At 68.3% G+C, this 14,438-nt stretch carries 16 protein-coding genes; 10 read left to right on the plus strand and 6 right to left on the minus strand.

Annotated features, from left to right (window positions below):
- Positions 1 to 1,126 (plus strand): CoA transferase (locus tag ABWP84_RS14750; protein ID WP_353212802.1); only part of this gene is annotated, 1,126 nt, incomplete at its 5' end.
- A gap of 1 nt (position 1,127) precedes the next feature.
- On the opposite strand, the gene ABWP84_RS14755 is transcribed toward ABWP84_RS14750, so the two are convergent.
- Both ABWP84_RS14755 and ABWP84_RS14760 read right to left on the minus strand, forming a co-directional pair.
- Positions 1,128 to 1,493, minus strand: coding sequence for a hypothetical protein (locus ABWP84_RS14755; RefSeq protein WP_353212803.1), 366 nt, complete (start codon positions 1,491 to 1,493; stop codon positions 1,128 to 1,130).
- Between the two features lie 86 nt (positions 1,494 to 1,579).
- Positions 1,580 to 3,115, minus strand: coding sequence for an altronate dehydratase family protein (locus ABWP84_RS14760; RefSeq protein ID WP_353212804.1), 1,536 nt, complete (start codon positions 3,113 to 3,115; stop codon positions 1,580 to 1,582).
- A 195-nt stretch (positions 3,116 to 3,310) separates the two neighbouring features.
- On the opposite strand from ABWP84_RS14760, the gene ABWP84_RS14765 reads away from it, so the two are divergent.
- The 3 genes from ABWP84_RS14765 (at position 3,311) to ABWP84_RS14775 (ending at position 5,535) form a co-directional block, all read left to right on the plus strand.
- On the plus strand, positions 3,311 to 4,531 hold the full coding sequence (locus tag ABWP84_RS14765; protein WP_353212805.1) for a M20/M25/M40 family metallo-hydrolase: 1,221 nt from the start codon (positions 3,311 to 3,313) through the stop codon (positions 4,529 to 4,531).
- Between the two features lie 79 nt (positions 4,532 to 4,610).
- Positions 4,611 to 5,033 (plus strand): CBS domain-containing protein, encoded by a 423-nt coding sequence (locus ABWP84_RS14770; RefSeq protein ID WP_353212806.1) that lies wholly within the window; start codon positions 4,611 to 4,613, stop codon positions 5,031 to 5,033.
- A gap of 67 nt (positions 5,034 to 5,100) precedes the next feature.
- Positions 5,101 to 5,535 carry a CoA-binding protein gene (locus ABWP84_RS14775; RefSeq protein ID WP_408904280.1) on the plus strand — a complete coding sequence of 145 codons (435 nt, stop codon included), beginning with the start codon at positions 5,101 to 5,103 and terminating at the stop codon, positions 5,533 to 5,535.
- Positions 5,536 to 5,554: 19 nt separating this feature from the next.
- On the opposite strand, the gene ABWP84_RS14780 is transcribed toward ABWP84_RS14775, so the two are convergent.
- Complete coding sequence (locus ABWP84_RS14780; protein ID WP_353212808.1) at positions 5,555 to 5,953, minus strand: hypothetical protein; 399 nt, start codon at positions 5,951 to 5,953, stop codon at positions 5,555 to 5,557.
- Between the two features lie 225 nt (positions 5,954 to 6,178).
- Between ABWP84_RS14780 and ABWP84_RS14785 the strand changes: the two genes are divergently transcribed.
- The gene (locus ABWP84_RS14785; protein WP_353212809.1) at positions 6,179 to 6,931 is read left to right on the plus strand and encodes a DUF2076 family protein; all 753 of its coding nucleotides are present in this window, start codon (positions 6,179 to 6,181) and stop codon (positions 6,929 to 6,931) included.
- A 54-nt stretch (positions 6,932 to 6,985) separates the two neighbouring features.
- Here ABWP84_RS14785 and ABWP84_RS14790 read toward each other — a convergent pair whose 3' ends face one another.
- Positions 6,986 to 7,393, minus strand: a complete 408-nt coding sequence (locus ABWP84_RS14790; protein ID WP_353212810.1) for a zinc-ribbon domain-containing protein — start codon at positions 7,391 to 7,393, stop codon at positions 6,986 to 6,988.
- A 107-nt stretch (positions 7,394 to 7,500) separates the two neighbouring features.
- Between ABWP84_RS14790 and ABWP84_RS14795 the strand changes: the two genes are divergently transcribed.
- From ABWP84_RS14795 to ABWP84_RS14805, 3 genes are read left to right on the plus strand one after another with little or no spacing between them, the layout of a single operon-like run.
- Positions 7,501 to 8,163, plus strand: coding sequence for an ATP-binding cassette domain-containing protein (locus ABWP84_RS14795; protein ID WP_353212811.1), 663 nt, complete (start codon positions 7,501 to 7,503; stop codon positions 8,161 to 8,163).
- A complete protein-coding gene (locus ABWP84_RS14800; RefSeq protein ID WP_353212812.1) occupies positions 8,156 to 9,004 on the plus strand; it encodes an FtsX-like permease family protein in 849 nt (282 codons plus the stop codon). Before ABWP84_RS14795 ends, ABWP84_RS14800 begins: the two co-directional genes overlap by 8 nt.
- Positions 9,001 to 9,708, plus strand: a complete 708-nt coding sequence (locus tag ABWP84_RS14805) for a lysophospholipid acyltransferase family protein (RefSeq protein ID WP_353212813.1) — start codon at positions 9,001 to 9,003, stop codon at positions 9,706 to 9,708. The genes ABWP84_RS14800 and ABWP84_RS14805 overlap by 4 nt, the downstream gene beginning before the upstream one ends.
- Positions 9,709 to 9,924: 216 nt before the next feature.
- Here ABWP84_RS14805 and ABWP84_RS14810 read toward each other — a convergent pair whose 3' ends face one another.
- Positions 9,925 to 10,656 (minus strand): DsbA family protein, encoded by a 732-nt coding sequence (locus tag ABWP84_RS14810; protein ID WP_353212814.1) that lies wholly within the window; start codon positions 10,654 to 10,656, stop codon positions 9,925 to 9,927.
- Positions 10,657 to 10,767: 111 nt separating this feature from the next.
- Here ABWP84_RS14810 and ABWP84_RS14815 point away from each other — a divergent pair, with 111 nt between their 5' ends.
- Together ABWP84_RS14815 and ABWP84_RS14820 are read left to right on the plus strand one after the other, a co-directional pair.
- Positions 10,768 to 12,204: a gamma-glutamyltransferase gene (locus tag ABWP84_RS14815; RefSeq protein ID WP_353212815.1), complete on the plus strand. Its 1,437-nt coding sequence runs from the start codon at positions 10,768 to 10,770 to the stop codon at positions 12,202 to 12,204.
- Positions 12,147 to 13,367: a pyridoxal phosphate-dependent aminotransferase gene (locus tag ABWP84_RS14820; protein ID WP_408904277.1), complete on the plus strand. Its 1,221-nt coding sequence runs from the start codon at positions 12,147 to 12,149 to the stop codon at positions 13,365 to 13,367. The genes ABWP84_RS14815 and ABWP84_RS14820 overlap by 58 nt, the downstream gene beginning before the upstream one ends.
- A gap of 3 nt (positions 13,368 to 13,370) precedes the next feature.
- On the opposite strand, the gene ABWP84_RS14825 is transcribed toward ABWP84_RS14820, so the two are convergent.
- Positions 13,371 to 14,111 (minus strand): response regulator transcription factor, encoded by a 741-nt coding sequence (locus ABWP84_RS14825; RefSeq protein WP_353212816.1) that lies wholly within the window; start codon positions 14,109 to 14,111, stop codon positions 13,371 to 13,373.
- Positions 14,112 to 14,438: the final 327 nt, after the last annotated feature.

Below are 14,438 nucleotides of genomic sequence, written 5' to 3' on the forward strand. Positions count from 1 at the left end.
TCCCGGCCCGATGGCGGCGACAATGCTCGCCGATCACGGCGCCGAGGTCATCAAAATCGAACCGCTGGAGGGCGATACCCTGCGCGCCTGGAAGGTGGGCGGCGTGGAGACGAGTTGGAAGACGATCTGCCGCAACAAATTCTCCGTGGCGCTGAACCTGCGCAACCCCGCCGCCATCGAGGCGGTGCTGGCGCTGTGCGAAACCGCCGCCATCTTCGTGGAAAGCTTCCGCCCCGGCGTGCTGGAGGCGATGGGGCTCTCCCCCGAGACCCTGCTGGCCCGCAACCCGGCGCTGGTGATCGTGCGCATCTCCGGCTGGGGCCAGACCGGCCCCTTCGCCCATAAACCCGGCTTCGGCACGCTGGTGGAGGGCTATTCCGGCTTTGCCGCGGTGAATGGCTTTGCCGATCGTGAGCCGGTGCTGCCGCCGATGTTCATGGGCGATGCCTATGCCGGGTTGCATGGCGCGGGCAGCACCATGATCGCACTGCGCCACGCCGAGAAAACCGGCCGCGGCCAGGTCATCGACCTCAGCCTCTTCGAGCCCATTTTCAATGTGCTGGAGCCGCAAATGGCCAATTGGCGCATCACCGGCACCCTCAAGCCACGCACCGGCTCACGCTCCACCAACACTTCGCCGCGCAATGCCTATCGCACCGCCGATGGCGGCTGGGTCTGCCTCTCCGCCTCCACCCAGGGTATGACGGAAAAACTGTTCCGCAGCATTGGCCGTGAGGATCTGATCACCGACCCACGCTTCGCCCGCAACCCGGACCGGGTGCGCAATGGCGTCGAATTGGACGAGATCATCGCCGGCTATGTCGGCGCGCGCAGCATGGCGGAAAACCTGGCGCATTTTGATGCCACGGGCGTGACAATCGGCCCGATCCAGGACGCGCAATCGCTCGAGGCCGATCATTACGTGGCCGCGCGCGAGGCCTTGATCGAAGTGCCCGATGCCGACATGCCCGGTGGCTGGCTGCCCATGGGCGGCCATGTGCCAAGATTGTCGGAAACGCCAACCATCCTGGCCCGCCCAGCACCGAGGCTGGGCGAGCATAATGAGGCCATTCTGGGCGCAGAGACCTGCACGCGGTTGCGGCAGGCCGGCGCGATGGCCGTCTGACTTAGGCGGTCTTTTCAGCGGCCGGTTCGGCAGCGGGGGTTTGGGCTTCCGCCGCGTCTTCGCCCGCGGCGTGGTTTTCCTTGCTCTCCACCTCAGCGGCCTCGGCGGCAGGCTCGGCAGCGAGGATTTGGGCTTCCGCGGCTTCTTCGCCCTCGTCTTCGCCCTCGTCTTCGTCGCCGTCCTCGTCATCCTCATCATCGATCTCGAGGGTGAACATGTCGTCGCGCACGGCGGCAAGGCATTCCCGGAAGGTGTTCAGCACCCATTCCCGGCCCGCGCCCTCTTCGCGGCCTTCGCCCTTCGCAATCATATGCAGCAAGGCGAATGCCACCGCCGCGTCGCTATCGCCTTCAATCTCAATGTTCATCGGGCCCATCCCTGTCCAGGTTGCGTGAGGCGGCATTCTCGCGCGCCGCTGTTGCAGAACGATGGGCAGGGCCGTGACGTTTCAACTCACATTGTCGCGCCCAGCACCCAGGGGGCGAATTCCGCATCGCCAAAGCCCAGCGCCTCGCTTTTCGTCGGCGCCCCGCTCGCCGTGGCCAGCATATGGCGGAAAATCCGCTCGCCGCATTCGGCCACGCTCTCCGCCCCCTCCAGCACCGTGCCGCAATTGATGTCCATATCCTCCTCCATATGGCGGAAGATGGTCGAATTCGTCGCCAGCTTCAGCGAAGGCGCCGGCTTGCAGCCAAAGACGCTGCCGCGGCCGGTGGTGAAGCACATCAGGTTCGCACCCCCCGCCACCTGGCCGGTCGCCCCCACCGGGTCATAGCCCGGCGTGTCCATGAAGACGAAGCCCTTCGCCGTCACCGGCTCGGCATAGCCCACCACATCGACGAGGTTGGTCGTGCCCGCCTTCGCCATGGCGCCCAGGGATTTTTCCAGGATGGTGGTCAGCCCGCCGGCCTTATTGCCGGGCGAGGGGTTGGCGTTCATCTCCGCCCCCTCGCGCGCGGTGTAATCCTCCCACCACTTCATCACCCCCACCAGCTTCTCGCCCACCTCGCGTGAGACGGCGCGCCGCGTCAACAAATGTTCGGCACCATAGGTTTCCGGGCTTTCCGAGAGAATCACCGTGCCGCCCTGCGCCACCACCAGGTCACTGGCCGCACCCAGCGCGGTATTGGCGGAAATGCCGGAATACCCATCCGAGCCGCCGCATTGCAGCGCCACGCAGAGCGCGCTGGCCGGCACCGCCACCCGGGTCACCGCATTGGCCTCGGCCAGCACCTCACGCACGAAGCCGATGCCGGCCTCCACCGTCTTGCGGGTGCCGCCGGCCTCCTGAATGGTCAGCGTGCGCAGGCGCCCGGCCAGGCGCTGCTCCTCCAGCATGCCGCCCAGTTGGTTCACCTCGCAGCCCAGGCCAATGGCGATGACATGGGAAAAATTCGGGTGTCGCGCAAAGCCGGCCAGCACCCGGCGGAGAACCCGCAGCGGCTCCTTCTCGGTCATGCCGCAGCCGGTCTTGTGGGTGAGTGCCACCACGCCATCGACCTGGGCGTAATCGGCCAGCGGGTCATGCCCGTCGCCAAAGGGGTTTTTGGTGAAGGCGCGGGCGATGAGGTCCGCCACATGGGCTGAGCAATTCACGCTGGTGATGATGCCAATGTGATTGCGCGTGGCCACCCTTCCATCGGCGCGGCGGATGCCCTGAAACACCTCCGGCACCTCGGCCAGCGCCGTCGCCCTGGCATCCACCCCCCAGGCGTAATCGCGGGCGAAATCGCCCATCGCCATATTGTGGGTATGCACCCATTCCCCCGGCGCGATGGGCTGGGTGGCGAAGCCGATGATCTGGCCATAGCGGCGCACCGCCTCGCCCGGGGCATGGCCCATCACCGCCACCTTGTGCCCGGCCGGCACCCGCCCCCGGGCCACGATATTGGGCCCAACCGGCGTGCCTGGCGGCAGGGCTGCGCGGGCAATGACCACGCCATCCTGCTCATGCAGCCGGATGACGGGCGGGGCGGTGATGCTGTCCATGATGGTTCCTCCTGTTCGCGCAGCGTAACCCGCGATTGCGGGGCTGTCTCTCGGGCGGGCCTCGACATTCGCCGCTGGAGCATGATGATGGCCCCCTCCGCCACACCCAAATCTGGGGGTATTTCGCCTGTTCACCGCCATTCGCCGCAGCGCGGCACAGCTTGATGTCACCACGACGCCGGGCGGGTGGGCGCGATGAGCGGCCCCCAGGAAGAGGTCGCGCGCATCGCGGCCCATCCACGCTTCGCCACCGCCCGCGCCACCATGCGCGCCGAGCATGGCCGCACCGTCGAGGATATCATCCGCCTGACCGAAATCCCCGCACCGCCCTTCGCCGAGGAGGCGCGGGCCGCGGCCTATCTCGCCATGCTGCACGCGCATGGGCTGGAGGAGGTGGAGCAGGATGAGGTGGGCAATGTGATGGGCCGCCGGCGCGGCTTCGGCAATGGCGAGACCCTGGTGGTCGCCGCCCATCTCGACACCGTCTTCCCCGCCGGCACCGATGTGACGGTGTGCCGCGAGGGCACCAGGCTCTTCGCCCCCGGCGTGGGCGATGACACCCGCAGCCTGGCGGTCAACCTGGCATTTCTGCGGGCGATGGATGCGGCCGGCATTCGCACCCGGGCCGATATTCTCTTCGTGGGCGATGTGGGCGAGGAGGGGCTGGGCGATTTGCGCGGCGTGCGCCACCTCTTCACCCAGGGCCGCCACGCCGGAAAGATCGACGGGTTCTTGACCGTGGACAGCCCGGAGGTGGAGCGCATCGTCACCGGTGGCGTGGGCTCCAAGCGGTTTCGCGTCCTCTTCCGCGGCCCAGGCGGGCATAGCTTTGGCGCCTTCGGGCTGGTCAATCCGATGTATGCCATGGCGCTGGCGGCCACGGGCATTGGCCGCATCACGGTGCCACGCCAGCCGGTGACGACGCATTGCGTCTCCATCGTCTCCGGCGGCACCTCGGTGAATGCGATTCCCAATGAGGTGCGGATGGAGGTCGATCTGCGCTCCCGCTCGGCCGAGGAACTGGCGCGGCTGGAGCGTGAATTCCACCGCATCGTCACCGAGGCGGTGGCCGAGGAAAACGCGGTGCGCGATGGGCGGGACGGCCCGGTGACGGCGCAGATCATCGCCATTGGTGACCGCCCGGCGGGCGAGACGGATGCGGCCTCGCCCATGGTGCAGGCCGCCACCGCCGCCGTCGCCCATCACGGCTACAAGGTAAGCTATGAGGATAGCAGCACCGACGCCAATATCCCCATGAGCCTGGGCATTCCAGCGCTGCGCATTGGCAGCGGTGGGCGCGGCGGGCGGGCGCATAGCCTCGATGAATGGATCGATGTGGAGGAGGAGGAGAGCCTGCGCGGCATGGCCGCCAGCCTGCTCACCATTCTGGCCGTGGCGGGGGTGGAACTGGACTGAGAGGGCCGCTTGCGCTGGATCAAAGCCGCTTGCATCCCGCCCCGCTAGCCTCCCGCAAAGCCGCCGAGGGGAGGACGCCATGCCCAACCGCCATCTGGTCGATCTGGTGCGCGACCAACACCCCTTGACCATGCCGCCCGATGGCAGCGTGGCAGAGGCCTGTGCTGCCATGCATCGCCGCCGGGTGGGTGCCATGCTGGTGGTGGATGAGGCCCATCACCTGCTGGGCATCTTCACCGGGCGCGATGCGCTGCGCTGCCTGGCCGAGCACGCCAATCCCGGCAGCATGCCGCTGCGCGCGGTGATGACGGCCAATCCCTGCACCATGGAGACCTCCAGCAACGCCATGGATGCGCTGCGGCTGCTCAATGATGCCGGCATCCGGCACCTGCCCATCGTCGATCACGGCAAGCTGATGGGCATCGTGTCACGCTATGATTTCCGCCAGATGGAGCATCGGCGGCTGGATGAGGAAAGCGGCTTCTTCGAATCGCTGCGATAGCCACGCCCCCAGCCGGGGCGCCTGGCTGGACAATGCCGCCATCCTGCCCGACGCTTGGCCCATGAGCATGACCGAGGCCACCAACCCACCCGATGAGGTGATCGCCGCATTGCTGCGCCGGCGGCCGCGCGTGGCGCTGGTCGGCGCATCGGACAAGCCCAATCGGCCGAGCTTTGGCGTGATGCGCTTTCTGCTGGAACACGGCTTTGACGTGGTGCCGGTCAATCCACTGCTGGCCGGGGGCGTGATTCAGGGCCAGATGGTGGTGGCGGGCCTCGCCGAGGCCGGGGCGCTCGACATGGTCGATGTCTTCCGACGCAGCGAGGATACCGGCCCTGTGGTCGAGGAGGCGTGGCAGCTGGGCGCGCAGGCGGTGTGGCTGCAGCTTGGCGTCGTCAATGCGGCCGCCGCCATAGCCGCCCGGGCAGCCGGTGCGCTGATGATTCAGGACCGCTGCCCCGCCATCGAATGGCCACGCCTGGCCTTGTCCGATAGCCCCTGAACCGCCGCGTCGGGGCTGTTCAGTGCGATTGCGTGGCCTCGCCATCGGCCGAGCGACGGGAGGCTGCCGGGCGTGGGCGCATCGCCGCAGCCGCCTCGGGCGCCTCCTCGGTGGAAGCGGCCGGGCTCTGGGGGGGCATGGCCTCCGCGGGCGGCTGAGCCTGCATCGCGCGGGCCATCACATCGCTGAACTGACGGGCGGTTTCGCTGATGAAGGCCATCTGCTGGGCGGAGAGATCCTGCAGCGATTCGCATTGCGCCAGGGCCTGCAAATGCTGGGCATGGGCCTGCAACCGCTGGCCGGTGAAGCGCAGGGAATGTGAGGACAGGGCCTGGGCCATAGTCGCGATCATCAAGGGCGAGGTCGCGAAAACCGTCACGCTGGATTGCGGCTGGGCGGGCTGGTTCGGGGGGGCCATGATTTTAACTCCAACAGAAAAACCCATGCTACGCCCGCTGCCCATCGCATTCGCATCACATCCACGCGTGGCGGCCGCCGCGCCGCACCATGTGAAGTGCCCCAGCCGGCGAATATGACAAACAGCATCCCCGCTTGAATCCCGCAGGGAGATGCGCCACATGGTTCGATGAACGGGATTTAACATTTCCCGGTTTCGCAACCGCCAGAGGAACACCCAGGTCCCATGACCGACGACGAGCGCCGCATCATCTCCGAATACGTCCAGCGCGTGGCCGGCGCCGCGCAGCCGGCAGCCGCCAGCGCCTCCCCCTGGGGCGGGCGGGCGCCCTCCGTGGCCCCCACGCCGCAATTGCCGCCGGTGGATCGCGAGGCCGATGCCATGATCGCCCAGCTCTTCCAGCAATATCCCGAGGCGCGCTACCGCATCACCCAGACCGCCTTTGTGCAGGAGCACGCGCTGGTTCAGGCGCAGAACCGCATCCAGGAGCTGGAATGGGAGGTGGAGAATGCCAGCCGCCAGGCCCAGGCCGCCAATTCCCGCGGCTTTCTGGGCTTTGGTGGCAGCCGCCCCGCGGCGATGCCACCGCGGCCCATGCCGCAATATCCGCCCGGCTATAATGCCCAGGCGCTGCAGGGCCGCCAGGGCCCGGGCTTCCTCGGCACCGCCATGATGACCGCGGCGGGCGTCGCCGGCGGCATGGTGCTGGGCAATATGCTGATGAATGCCTTCTCGGGCGGCGGCGCAGCGCAAGCGGCTTCTGCCGCAGCGGCCACCGGCGCTGGCGCCTTCGGGCAGGAGGCGGTGCCAACCGCCTCGGCCTGGACCGACCCTGGCGCGGCCTCGGGCTGGGGCAGCCCGGCCAGCGATGCCGGCGGCAGCTCCCGGCAGGATGCCGCAGGCGCCCATGATAATGGCGGCAATGATGCCTCGGGCGGCTATGATGATGCATCGGGCGGCTACGACGAGGAAAACTGAGCCACCCCACAGGGTGGATTCAGCGCCGCGAGGGGGCAACCTCTCGCGGCTTTTTTATGCCCCGAGCAGCCGGTAAAGCCGGGCGATGGGCGGCCAAATCTCGGTCATCCTCGCCCGCTCGGCCCAGAGAAAATAAACGCCCCAGGCGACCAGGCAGAGCGAGGCAAGCCAGGCCAGGCGCAGCAAAAGCGGGCCGTGCAGGCTCTCGGGTTCGGCTGGCGGTGGCGGTGGCGGTTCAACCAGGCGCGATGGCGGCGGCAAGGCGATGGGCTGACGAGGGGGCGGGAGTGTTGGCTCGGGCTGGGCTGCGGGCAGTTCTGGCTTCGGCAGCGCCGCCCCGGGGGGCAGCGGGCGGGCGAACCATTCATGCGCGCAACGGGCGCAATGCATCATCCGCCCCTCACCGATCATGCTGTCGGGCACGCTGTAGATCGCTGCACAGGCGGGACAGGCGAGTTGCATCAGGCCTCGGGATGAATTTGAGGCTGTTTGCCTGAAAGCCAGGGCAATGCGCAACCATTGCCGACAGCCGGCTTGGCGAAGCGCCGCCAGCACTGGCACAAGGCTGCATGGTCAGGCTGGACAACATCACCCTGCGCTACCGCCCAAATGCCACCCCGGCGCTCAATGGGGTGGATTGCCACCTCGCCGCCGGCAGCTTCAGTTGGCTGATGGGGCCATCGGGCGCCGGAAAATCCTCCTTCCTCAAGCTGTTGCACCTGGCCGTGCGGCCCAGCGCCGGGCAACTCCATGTGATGGGCCGCGCCATCCACACCGCGCGGCGGCAGGAATTGCCAGCGCTGCGCCGGCGCATTGGCGTGGTGTTCCAGGATTTCCGCCTGCTGCCGCATCTCGATGTGCTGGAAAATGTCGCCCTGCCGCTGCGCATCGCCGGCCGGGGCGAGCGGCAATTGCTGGCCGACGCCACCGAAATGCTGCGCTGGGTCGGCCTGGGTGAACGGCTGAAGGCCCGGCCCGAGGAATTATCCGGCGGCGAGCAGCAACGCGTCGCCCTGGCCCGCGCCGTGGTCGCCCGCCCCGCCCTGCTGCTGGCCGATGAGCCGACCAGCAACCTCGATGAGGCACAATCCCGCCGCGTGGTGGCGCTGCTGCAGCAAATGCACCGGCTGGGCAGCACCGTGGTGGTGGCCACCCATAATCAATGGCTGGCTGAGGAAAACCCCGCCGCCATGCTGCGGCTGGAAGCGGGGAGGCTGGTCGAGCATGGCTGAACGCACACCGCGCACCCGTGGCCGCGACCCGCTGGGCCTCAAGCGCGCCATGGCGGACCGTCTGCTGCCCGGGCTGGTGGCGGCCATGGCGCTGCTGGCAGCACTGGCTCTGGCCGGCGCCAATGCCGCCGCCACCATGGCCAGCCGCTGGGAGGGCGGTGCCGCCGCCGCCATGATGGTGCAATTGCCCCGCAGCATTGCCGTGGCACCGGCCGCCGCCCGCCTGGCCGCCCTGCCCGGCGTGGCCGAGGCCATTCCGCTGGACCATGACCGCCTGGCCGCCCTGCTACGCCCCTGGCTGGGCGATGCCTCCGGCCTGCCGCTGCCGGGGATGATTGAACTGCGCCTGACCAGCCTCGGCCCCGCCTCCCTCGCCCTGCCGGCAGCGATTGAGGCCACCATCCCCGGCGCGCAAGTGGAGGCGCATGGCGTCTGGGTCGCGCGGCTCTCGGCGCTGGCGCGCAGCCTGCAGGCCCTGGCCTGGCTGGTGCTGGCGCTAGTGGCCGGTGTGGCAGCGGCGATGGTGGCGGTGGCCACACGAGCCGGCATCGCCGCCCGGCGCGCCACCATCCTCATCCTGCATGACATGGGGGCGACGGATGGCACCATCGCGCGGCGATTCGCCGGGCGCATCGCCTGGCTGGCAGGGCTGGGGGCAGTGCTGGGTGCCGCCGCCGCCGCGCCCCTGCTATGGCTGCTGGGTGGGCTGGCGGCGCCGCTGCTCGGCGATACGCTCACAATGCCCTGGGCGGCCCTCGCCGCCCTCCCCCCGGCGGCGGCGGCCATTGCCTGGGCCACCGCCCATGCCGCCGTGCGGCTCTGGTTAAGGTCCTTGCCATGATGATTGTCTGGTTGCGTTCACTGCTGTTCAACCTGGGTTTTTATGGCTTCACCACGGTGACGGTGCTGACCTCCCTGCCTTTGCTGGCACTGCCACGCGGGGTGCTGCTCTGGGTGCTGCGCAGCTATACCTGGATCGTCGAGGCCATGCTGCGCGTGTTCTGCAACATTCGGGTGCAGGTCGAGGGGGCCGAGCATATCCCACCGGGTGCCGTGCTGATCGTCAGCAAACACGGTTCGGCCTTTGACACGGTGTTCTGGCTCAACCGCCTACCGGACCCCTGCTACATCATGAAGATCGAGCTGATGCGCATCCCCGTCTGGGGCTGGATGGCGCGCAAATGCGAAATGGTGGGGGTGGACCGCGCCGGTGGCGGGGCGGCGCTGAAGAAAATGGTCCGCGAATGCCAGGCCGCCGCCTCGGCCGGCCGGCAGATCGTGATCTACCCCGAGGGCACCCGCGCCGCCGCCGGCGCCACTGAGCCCTATCAGCCCGGCGTGGCCGCCATTGCCGGCGTGACGAAACTGCCGGTGGTGCCGGTGGCGACCAATTCAGCCCTGTTCTGGGGGCGCAATTCATTCCTGAAATTCCCCGGCACGATCCGGGTAAAGATTCTGCCGCCGCTGGAGCCAGGGCTCAGCCGGGCGGCGCTGATGACGCGCCTTGAAGAGGTGATTGAGGGCGAGACGCGGGCAATGCTCTGAGGGGCTACTGAAAAATGGATCGCAGGGGGGGGTGACAAGATCGAGGGGCTTTGCCCCTCGAGCACCCCAGCAGGAAACTGAGTTTCCTGCACCTTCGTTAGATTTCTGATTTAATTATTTAAAATTCCAGGAAAATCGTCGACATATATGTCGACCCTGGTGGGAGGGCGCTAAAGGGCAAAGCCCTTTCGCTCTTTCCTCCCCCATCAGCGTTCTTCAGCGCATGGCGGCGATGGCAGCTTCCAACTGCGCCAATTCCATCGCGCCGGGGATGATGCTGTCGCCAATGACCAGCGCCGGCGTGCCCTGGATATCGAGCGCGCGGGCAAGGCCGAGATTGGCCTCAAGCCGGCGCGCAATGGCCGGGTCGTCCATCTCGCGGCGCAGCCGCGGCCATTCCAGGCCAAGCCGCTCGGCCTCGCGCCGCAGCACGGCCTCGCTCACCTCCTCGCGCAGGCGCATCAGCGCGTCATGCAATTGCAGATATTTGCCCTGGCGCTGGGCGGCCAATAGGGCCCGGCTGGCCAGCACGCTATTGGGGCCCAGAATGGGCATATCCTTCAGCACCAGCCGGACATCGCGGTTGCGTCGGAGCATCTCCTCCAGCGTCTGGTGCATCGCCCGGCAATAGCCGCAGCGGGCATCGAAGAATTCCACAATGGTGATGGCGCCGGCGGCATTGCCGCGCACCGGGTCGGCCGCATCGCGCAGCAGCGCATCGGCCTGGGCGCGGATGGCCCGGCGCTGGGTCTCGGCGGCCGCTGCCTGGTCGGCGCTGTCCATCGCCGCGAGGGCATCGCGCAGGATTGAGGGATCCTCCGCCAGGGCGCGGCGGAGCAGGGCCAAAACCTCCACCCGCTGCGCCTCGGTCAGGCCCTGGGCTGCGGCCGGCAGGGCAAGGGAGAGGCCCAACAGGGCGCGGCGGGTGGGTACCATGATCTGCTCCATGTCGCTTGTTATCATGGCATGAATCGCGTCCCGGCACATGGGGTTGTTGCGAGGGTGGGCGAAGGCGTCTATCCGGCGATGTCCTGACTGTGCTGGGAAGCCGCAATCACCATGAAGATTTCGCCCAAACCTCTGCTGCTGCTGGCCGCGACCCTGGGGCTTGCGGCTTGCGAATCCACCCGCGAGGGCCTGTTCGGCCCCTCGGCGCCGCCGGCTGGTTCGCAGGGTTTCGTGCGCGGCTTTCTCGGCGGCGTCGCCTCCGAGGAGCCGAGTGCGAGCGCGGTGGCCCGGGCGGTGCTCAGCGCCGGCGGCACGGCGGGCGATGCAGCGGCGGCTGCGGGCTTCATGCTCGCCGTCACCCTGCCATCGCGCGCGGGGCTGGGCGGTGGCGGGGCCTGCGTGGTCTATCACCCCCGGCGCGATGCGCCCGAGGCGCTGATCTTCATGCCAGGCGCGCGCCAGGGCGGCACCGCAACGGCCGACCGTCCGGCCGCGGTGCCGATGATGGCGCGCGGGCTTTTCGCGCTCACCACCCGCATGCAGGGCGCCCGCCCCTTCGAGGAGCTGATTGCACCGGCCGAGCAGATGGCGCGCTTCGGCGCCCCCGCCTCCCGCGCGCTGGTGGCGGATCTGGCCGTGGTGGGCGGCGCTTTGCTGGCCGACCCCAATGCCCGCGCCGTCTTCACCCGGCCCGATGGCACGGCGCTGCGGGTGGGTGACACCTTCACCAATACCCCCCTGGGCGGCACGCTGACCGCGCTGCGCACCCAAGGGGTGGGCGATATGCATCAGGGCGGCTTCGCTCGGCGCTTGACCGAGCTGGTGCCTGCGGCCGGCGGCGGCGATATGACGCTGGGAGAGCTGCGCGCCGCCCTGCCGGCCTTGGGCCCGGCCCTGGTGCGTGAGGCGGGTGGCGGGGACCGCATCGGCTTCCTGCCGTTGGATGGCGGGCTGGCGGCAGCGGCGGGCTATGCCGCGCTGGCCTCTGGCCAGAGCGCCGAGCAGGCCCAGGCCCGCGCCCTGGCCGTGGCCGCCGCTTCGCGCAGCGGCCAGGGCAGCAATGCCGAGGCGCTGCTGGCCCAGGCCGATCTGCCGCCGGGCAGCTTCCCCGCGCTGCCGGCCAGCACGGCGCTGACGGTGTTTGACCGCCAGGGCGGCGCAGTGGCCTGCATTTTCACCATGAACAACCTCTTTGGCACCGGGCGCATGGCGCCGGGCACCGGCATGCTGCTGGCCGCAGCCCCCGGCCTGGGCGCGGTGCAGCCGCCCCTGGCCGCGGCCGCGATCGGCTGGAACCCCACGCTGCGCGCCTTCCGCATGGCCGTGGCGGCTTCTGGCCAGCAGGCAGCGCCCATGGCGGTGGCCGGGCCGCTCGCGGCGCAGATGCGGCGGCGGCTGGAGCCGATTTATGCGGTGGTGGATAATTCACCCGAGCCGGGGCGGACGCAGCTGGGCGCCTGCCCGGGCTATTTGCCCGGCCGGCCGCAGGAATGCCAGGCGGTGAGCGACCCGCGCGGCCTGGGCGTGGCGCTGGGCGCCGTCGATTGATCAAGGTGGGCCGCGGCGCGATGGCGCCGCCTTTTCTGGTGATGGACGTGATCACCGCCGCCAATGCGCGCGCAGCAGCGCTGCCACCCGACGCGCCCGCCATCCTGCGCATGGAGGTGGGCCAGCCGGCCACTGGCGCGCCGGCCGGGGCGGTGGCGGCGGCGATGGCCGCACTCGGGGCGCGCGCGCCCATGGGCTATACCGAGGCCTTCGGCCTGCCCTCGTTGCGCGCGCGCATCGCCCGGCATTATGCGCAGCGCTATAGCCTCACGGTGGATCCGGCGCGCATCGCCGTGACGGTGGGTGCCTCCGGCGCCTTCCCACTCGCCTTCCTGGCGGCGTTTGATCGGGGCGACAGGGTGGCAATGGCAGCACCCTTCTACCCACCCTATGCCAATATCCTCACCGCGCTGGGCATGCAGCCGGTGCTGCTGGAATGCGGGCCCGAAAGCCGCTTCCAACCCACCATCGCGATGCTGGAGGCGCTGGACCCGCTGCCCGATGGCCTAGTGGTGGCCAGCCCCTGCAACCCGGCCGGCACCATGCTCACGCCGGAGGAATTGGCGGCGATTGCCCGCTGGTGCCATGCCAAAGGGGTGCGGCTGATCTCGGATGAGATTTATCACGGGCTGAGCTGGGGCACGGTGGCGGAAAGCTCGGCCGCCGCCTTCTCACCCAGCGCCGTGGTGGTGAACAGCTTCTCCAAATACTGGTCGATGACCGGCTGGCGGGTGGGCTGGCTGCTGCTGCCGGAGGATCTTGTCCGGCCGGTGGAATGCCTGGCGCAGAATATGTTCATCTCGGCGCCGCATATCGCGCAGTTGGTGGCCGAGGCAGCGATGGACTGCACCATCGAGCTGGAGGCCAACAAGGCGCGCTACGCGGCCAGCCGCGCCGCCTTGCTGGAGGGGCTGCCACGCGCCGGCTTCACCGATATCGCCGCCGCCGATGGTGCCTTCTACCTGTGGTGCGAGATCAGCCGGCTGAGCAATGACAGCCTGGCCTTCGCCGCCACGATGCTGGATGCGGCGGGCATTGCCGCAACCCCCGGGGTGGATTTCGACCCTGCACGGGGTGGGCGATACCTGCGCTTCAGCTATTGCGGCGCCCCGGAGGATATGGCGGCGGCGCCCGCCCGCCTGCAGGCCTGGCTGGGGCGCTGAGCCTCATAACATCGGGCTTGGCGGCGCGTGGCGGGCTGCGGCGGCGGGTGCGAGCGCCGGGCCGCGCTGCATCTGCTGGTCACGCACGATATAGCCGCGGCCCCAGACGGTGCCGATGAGATTATCCGCCCCCGCGCTGCCCAGCTTCTTCCGCAGCTTGCAGATGAAGACGTCGATAATTTTGGAATCCGGCTCATCAATGCCGCCATAAAGATGGTCGAGGAAATTTTCCTTGCTGAGCACGGCGCCACGGCGAAGCACCAGCAATTCCAGGATGGCGTATTCCTTGCTGGTGAGCGGCACCGGCAGGCCATCAACCGAAACCTCACGCGCCGAGAGATCCATAGTGATGCCACCGACTTCGAGCCGGGAATGCGAGAAACCCTTGCTGCGCCGGATGATGGCCTGCAGCCGGGCCACCAGCTCCTGCTGGTCAAAAGGCTTGGCCAGGTAGTCATCGGCGCCGGCCTGTAGGCCCTTGATTTTCTGCTCGGCGCGGGACTGGGCGGAGAGCATCAGGATGGGGGCGGTGTTTTTCATCGCCCGCAGCCGGCGCACCACATCGAAGCCTTCACCATCTGGCAACATCACATCCATGATAATGGCGTCGTAATCATAGAGCTTGGCGAGATCGATGGCCTCGGCGCCGGTTTCGGCGGTATCGGCCACCATCTGGGCCTTTTGCAGCACGAAGGTGATGCCGCGGGCATTGGTTCGATCATCTTCGGCGAGCAGAATGCGCATTGGGGGAACCTTTTGGTTGCTGATGAGCACAGATTACTACCTATGCGTGTATTGTCCAGGGCATTTACACCTCAAAGATGTCTCATTAACAAGACAAGTGGGGTACTTATCCATTCATCGAGAATCACCCGCCAAAGAGAGCCTCTCCAGCGTTTCGGCATAAAAAAAGCGGCTGGTTCGCACCAGCCGCTCCCTATGCCCGCGATCTTGGCCGCGCGGTCAGCTTTCCTCGTCTCGCTCGCCTTCAACTTCGATCTCAGCGTCGATCGCCTCATCCTCGTCATCGAGGTCATCGGCCTCCAGCGCCACCGCATCGGCATCGACATC

The organism is Rhodovarius sp. (assembly GCF_040399605.1).
GTDB classification, from domain to species: Bacteria; Pseudomonadota; Alphaproteobacteria; order Acetobacterales; family Acetobacteraceae; genus Rhodovarius; species Rhodovarius crocodyli_A.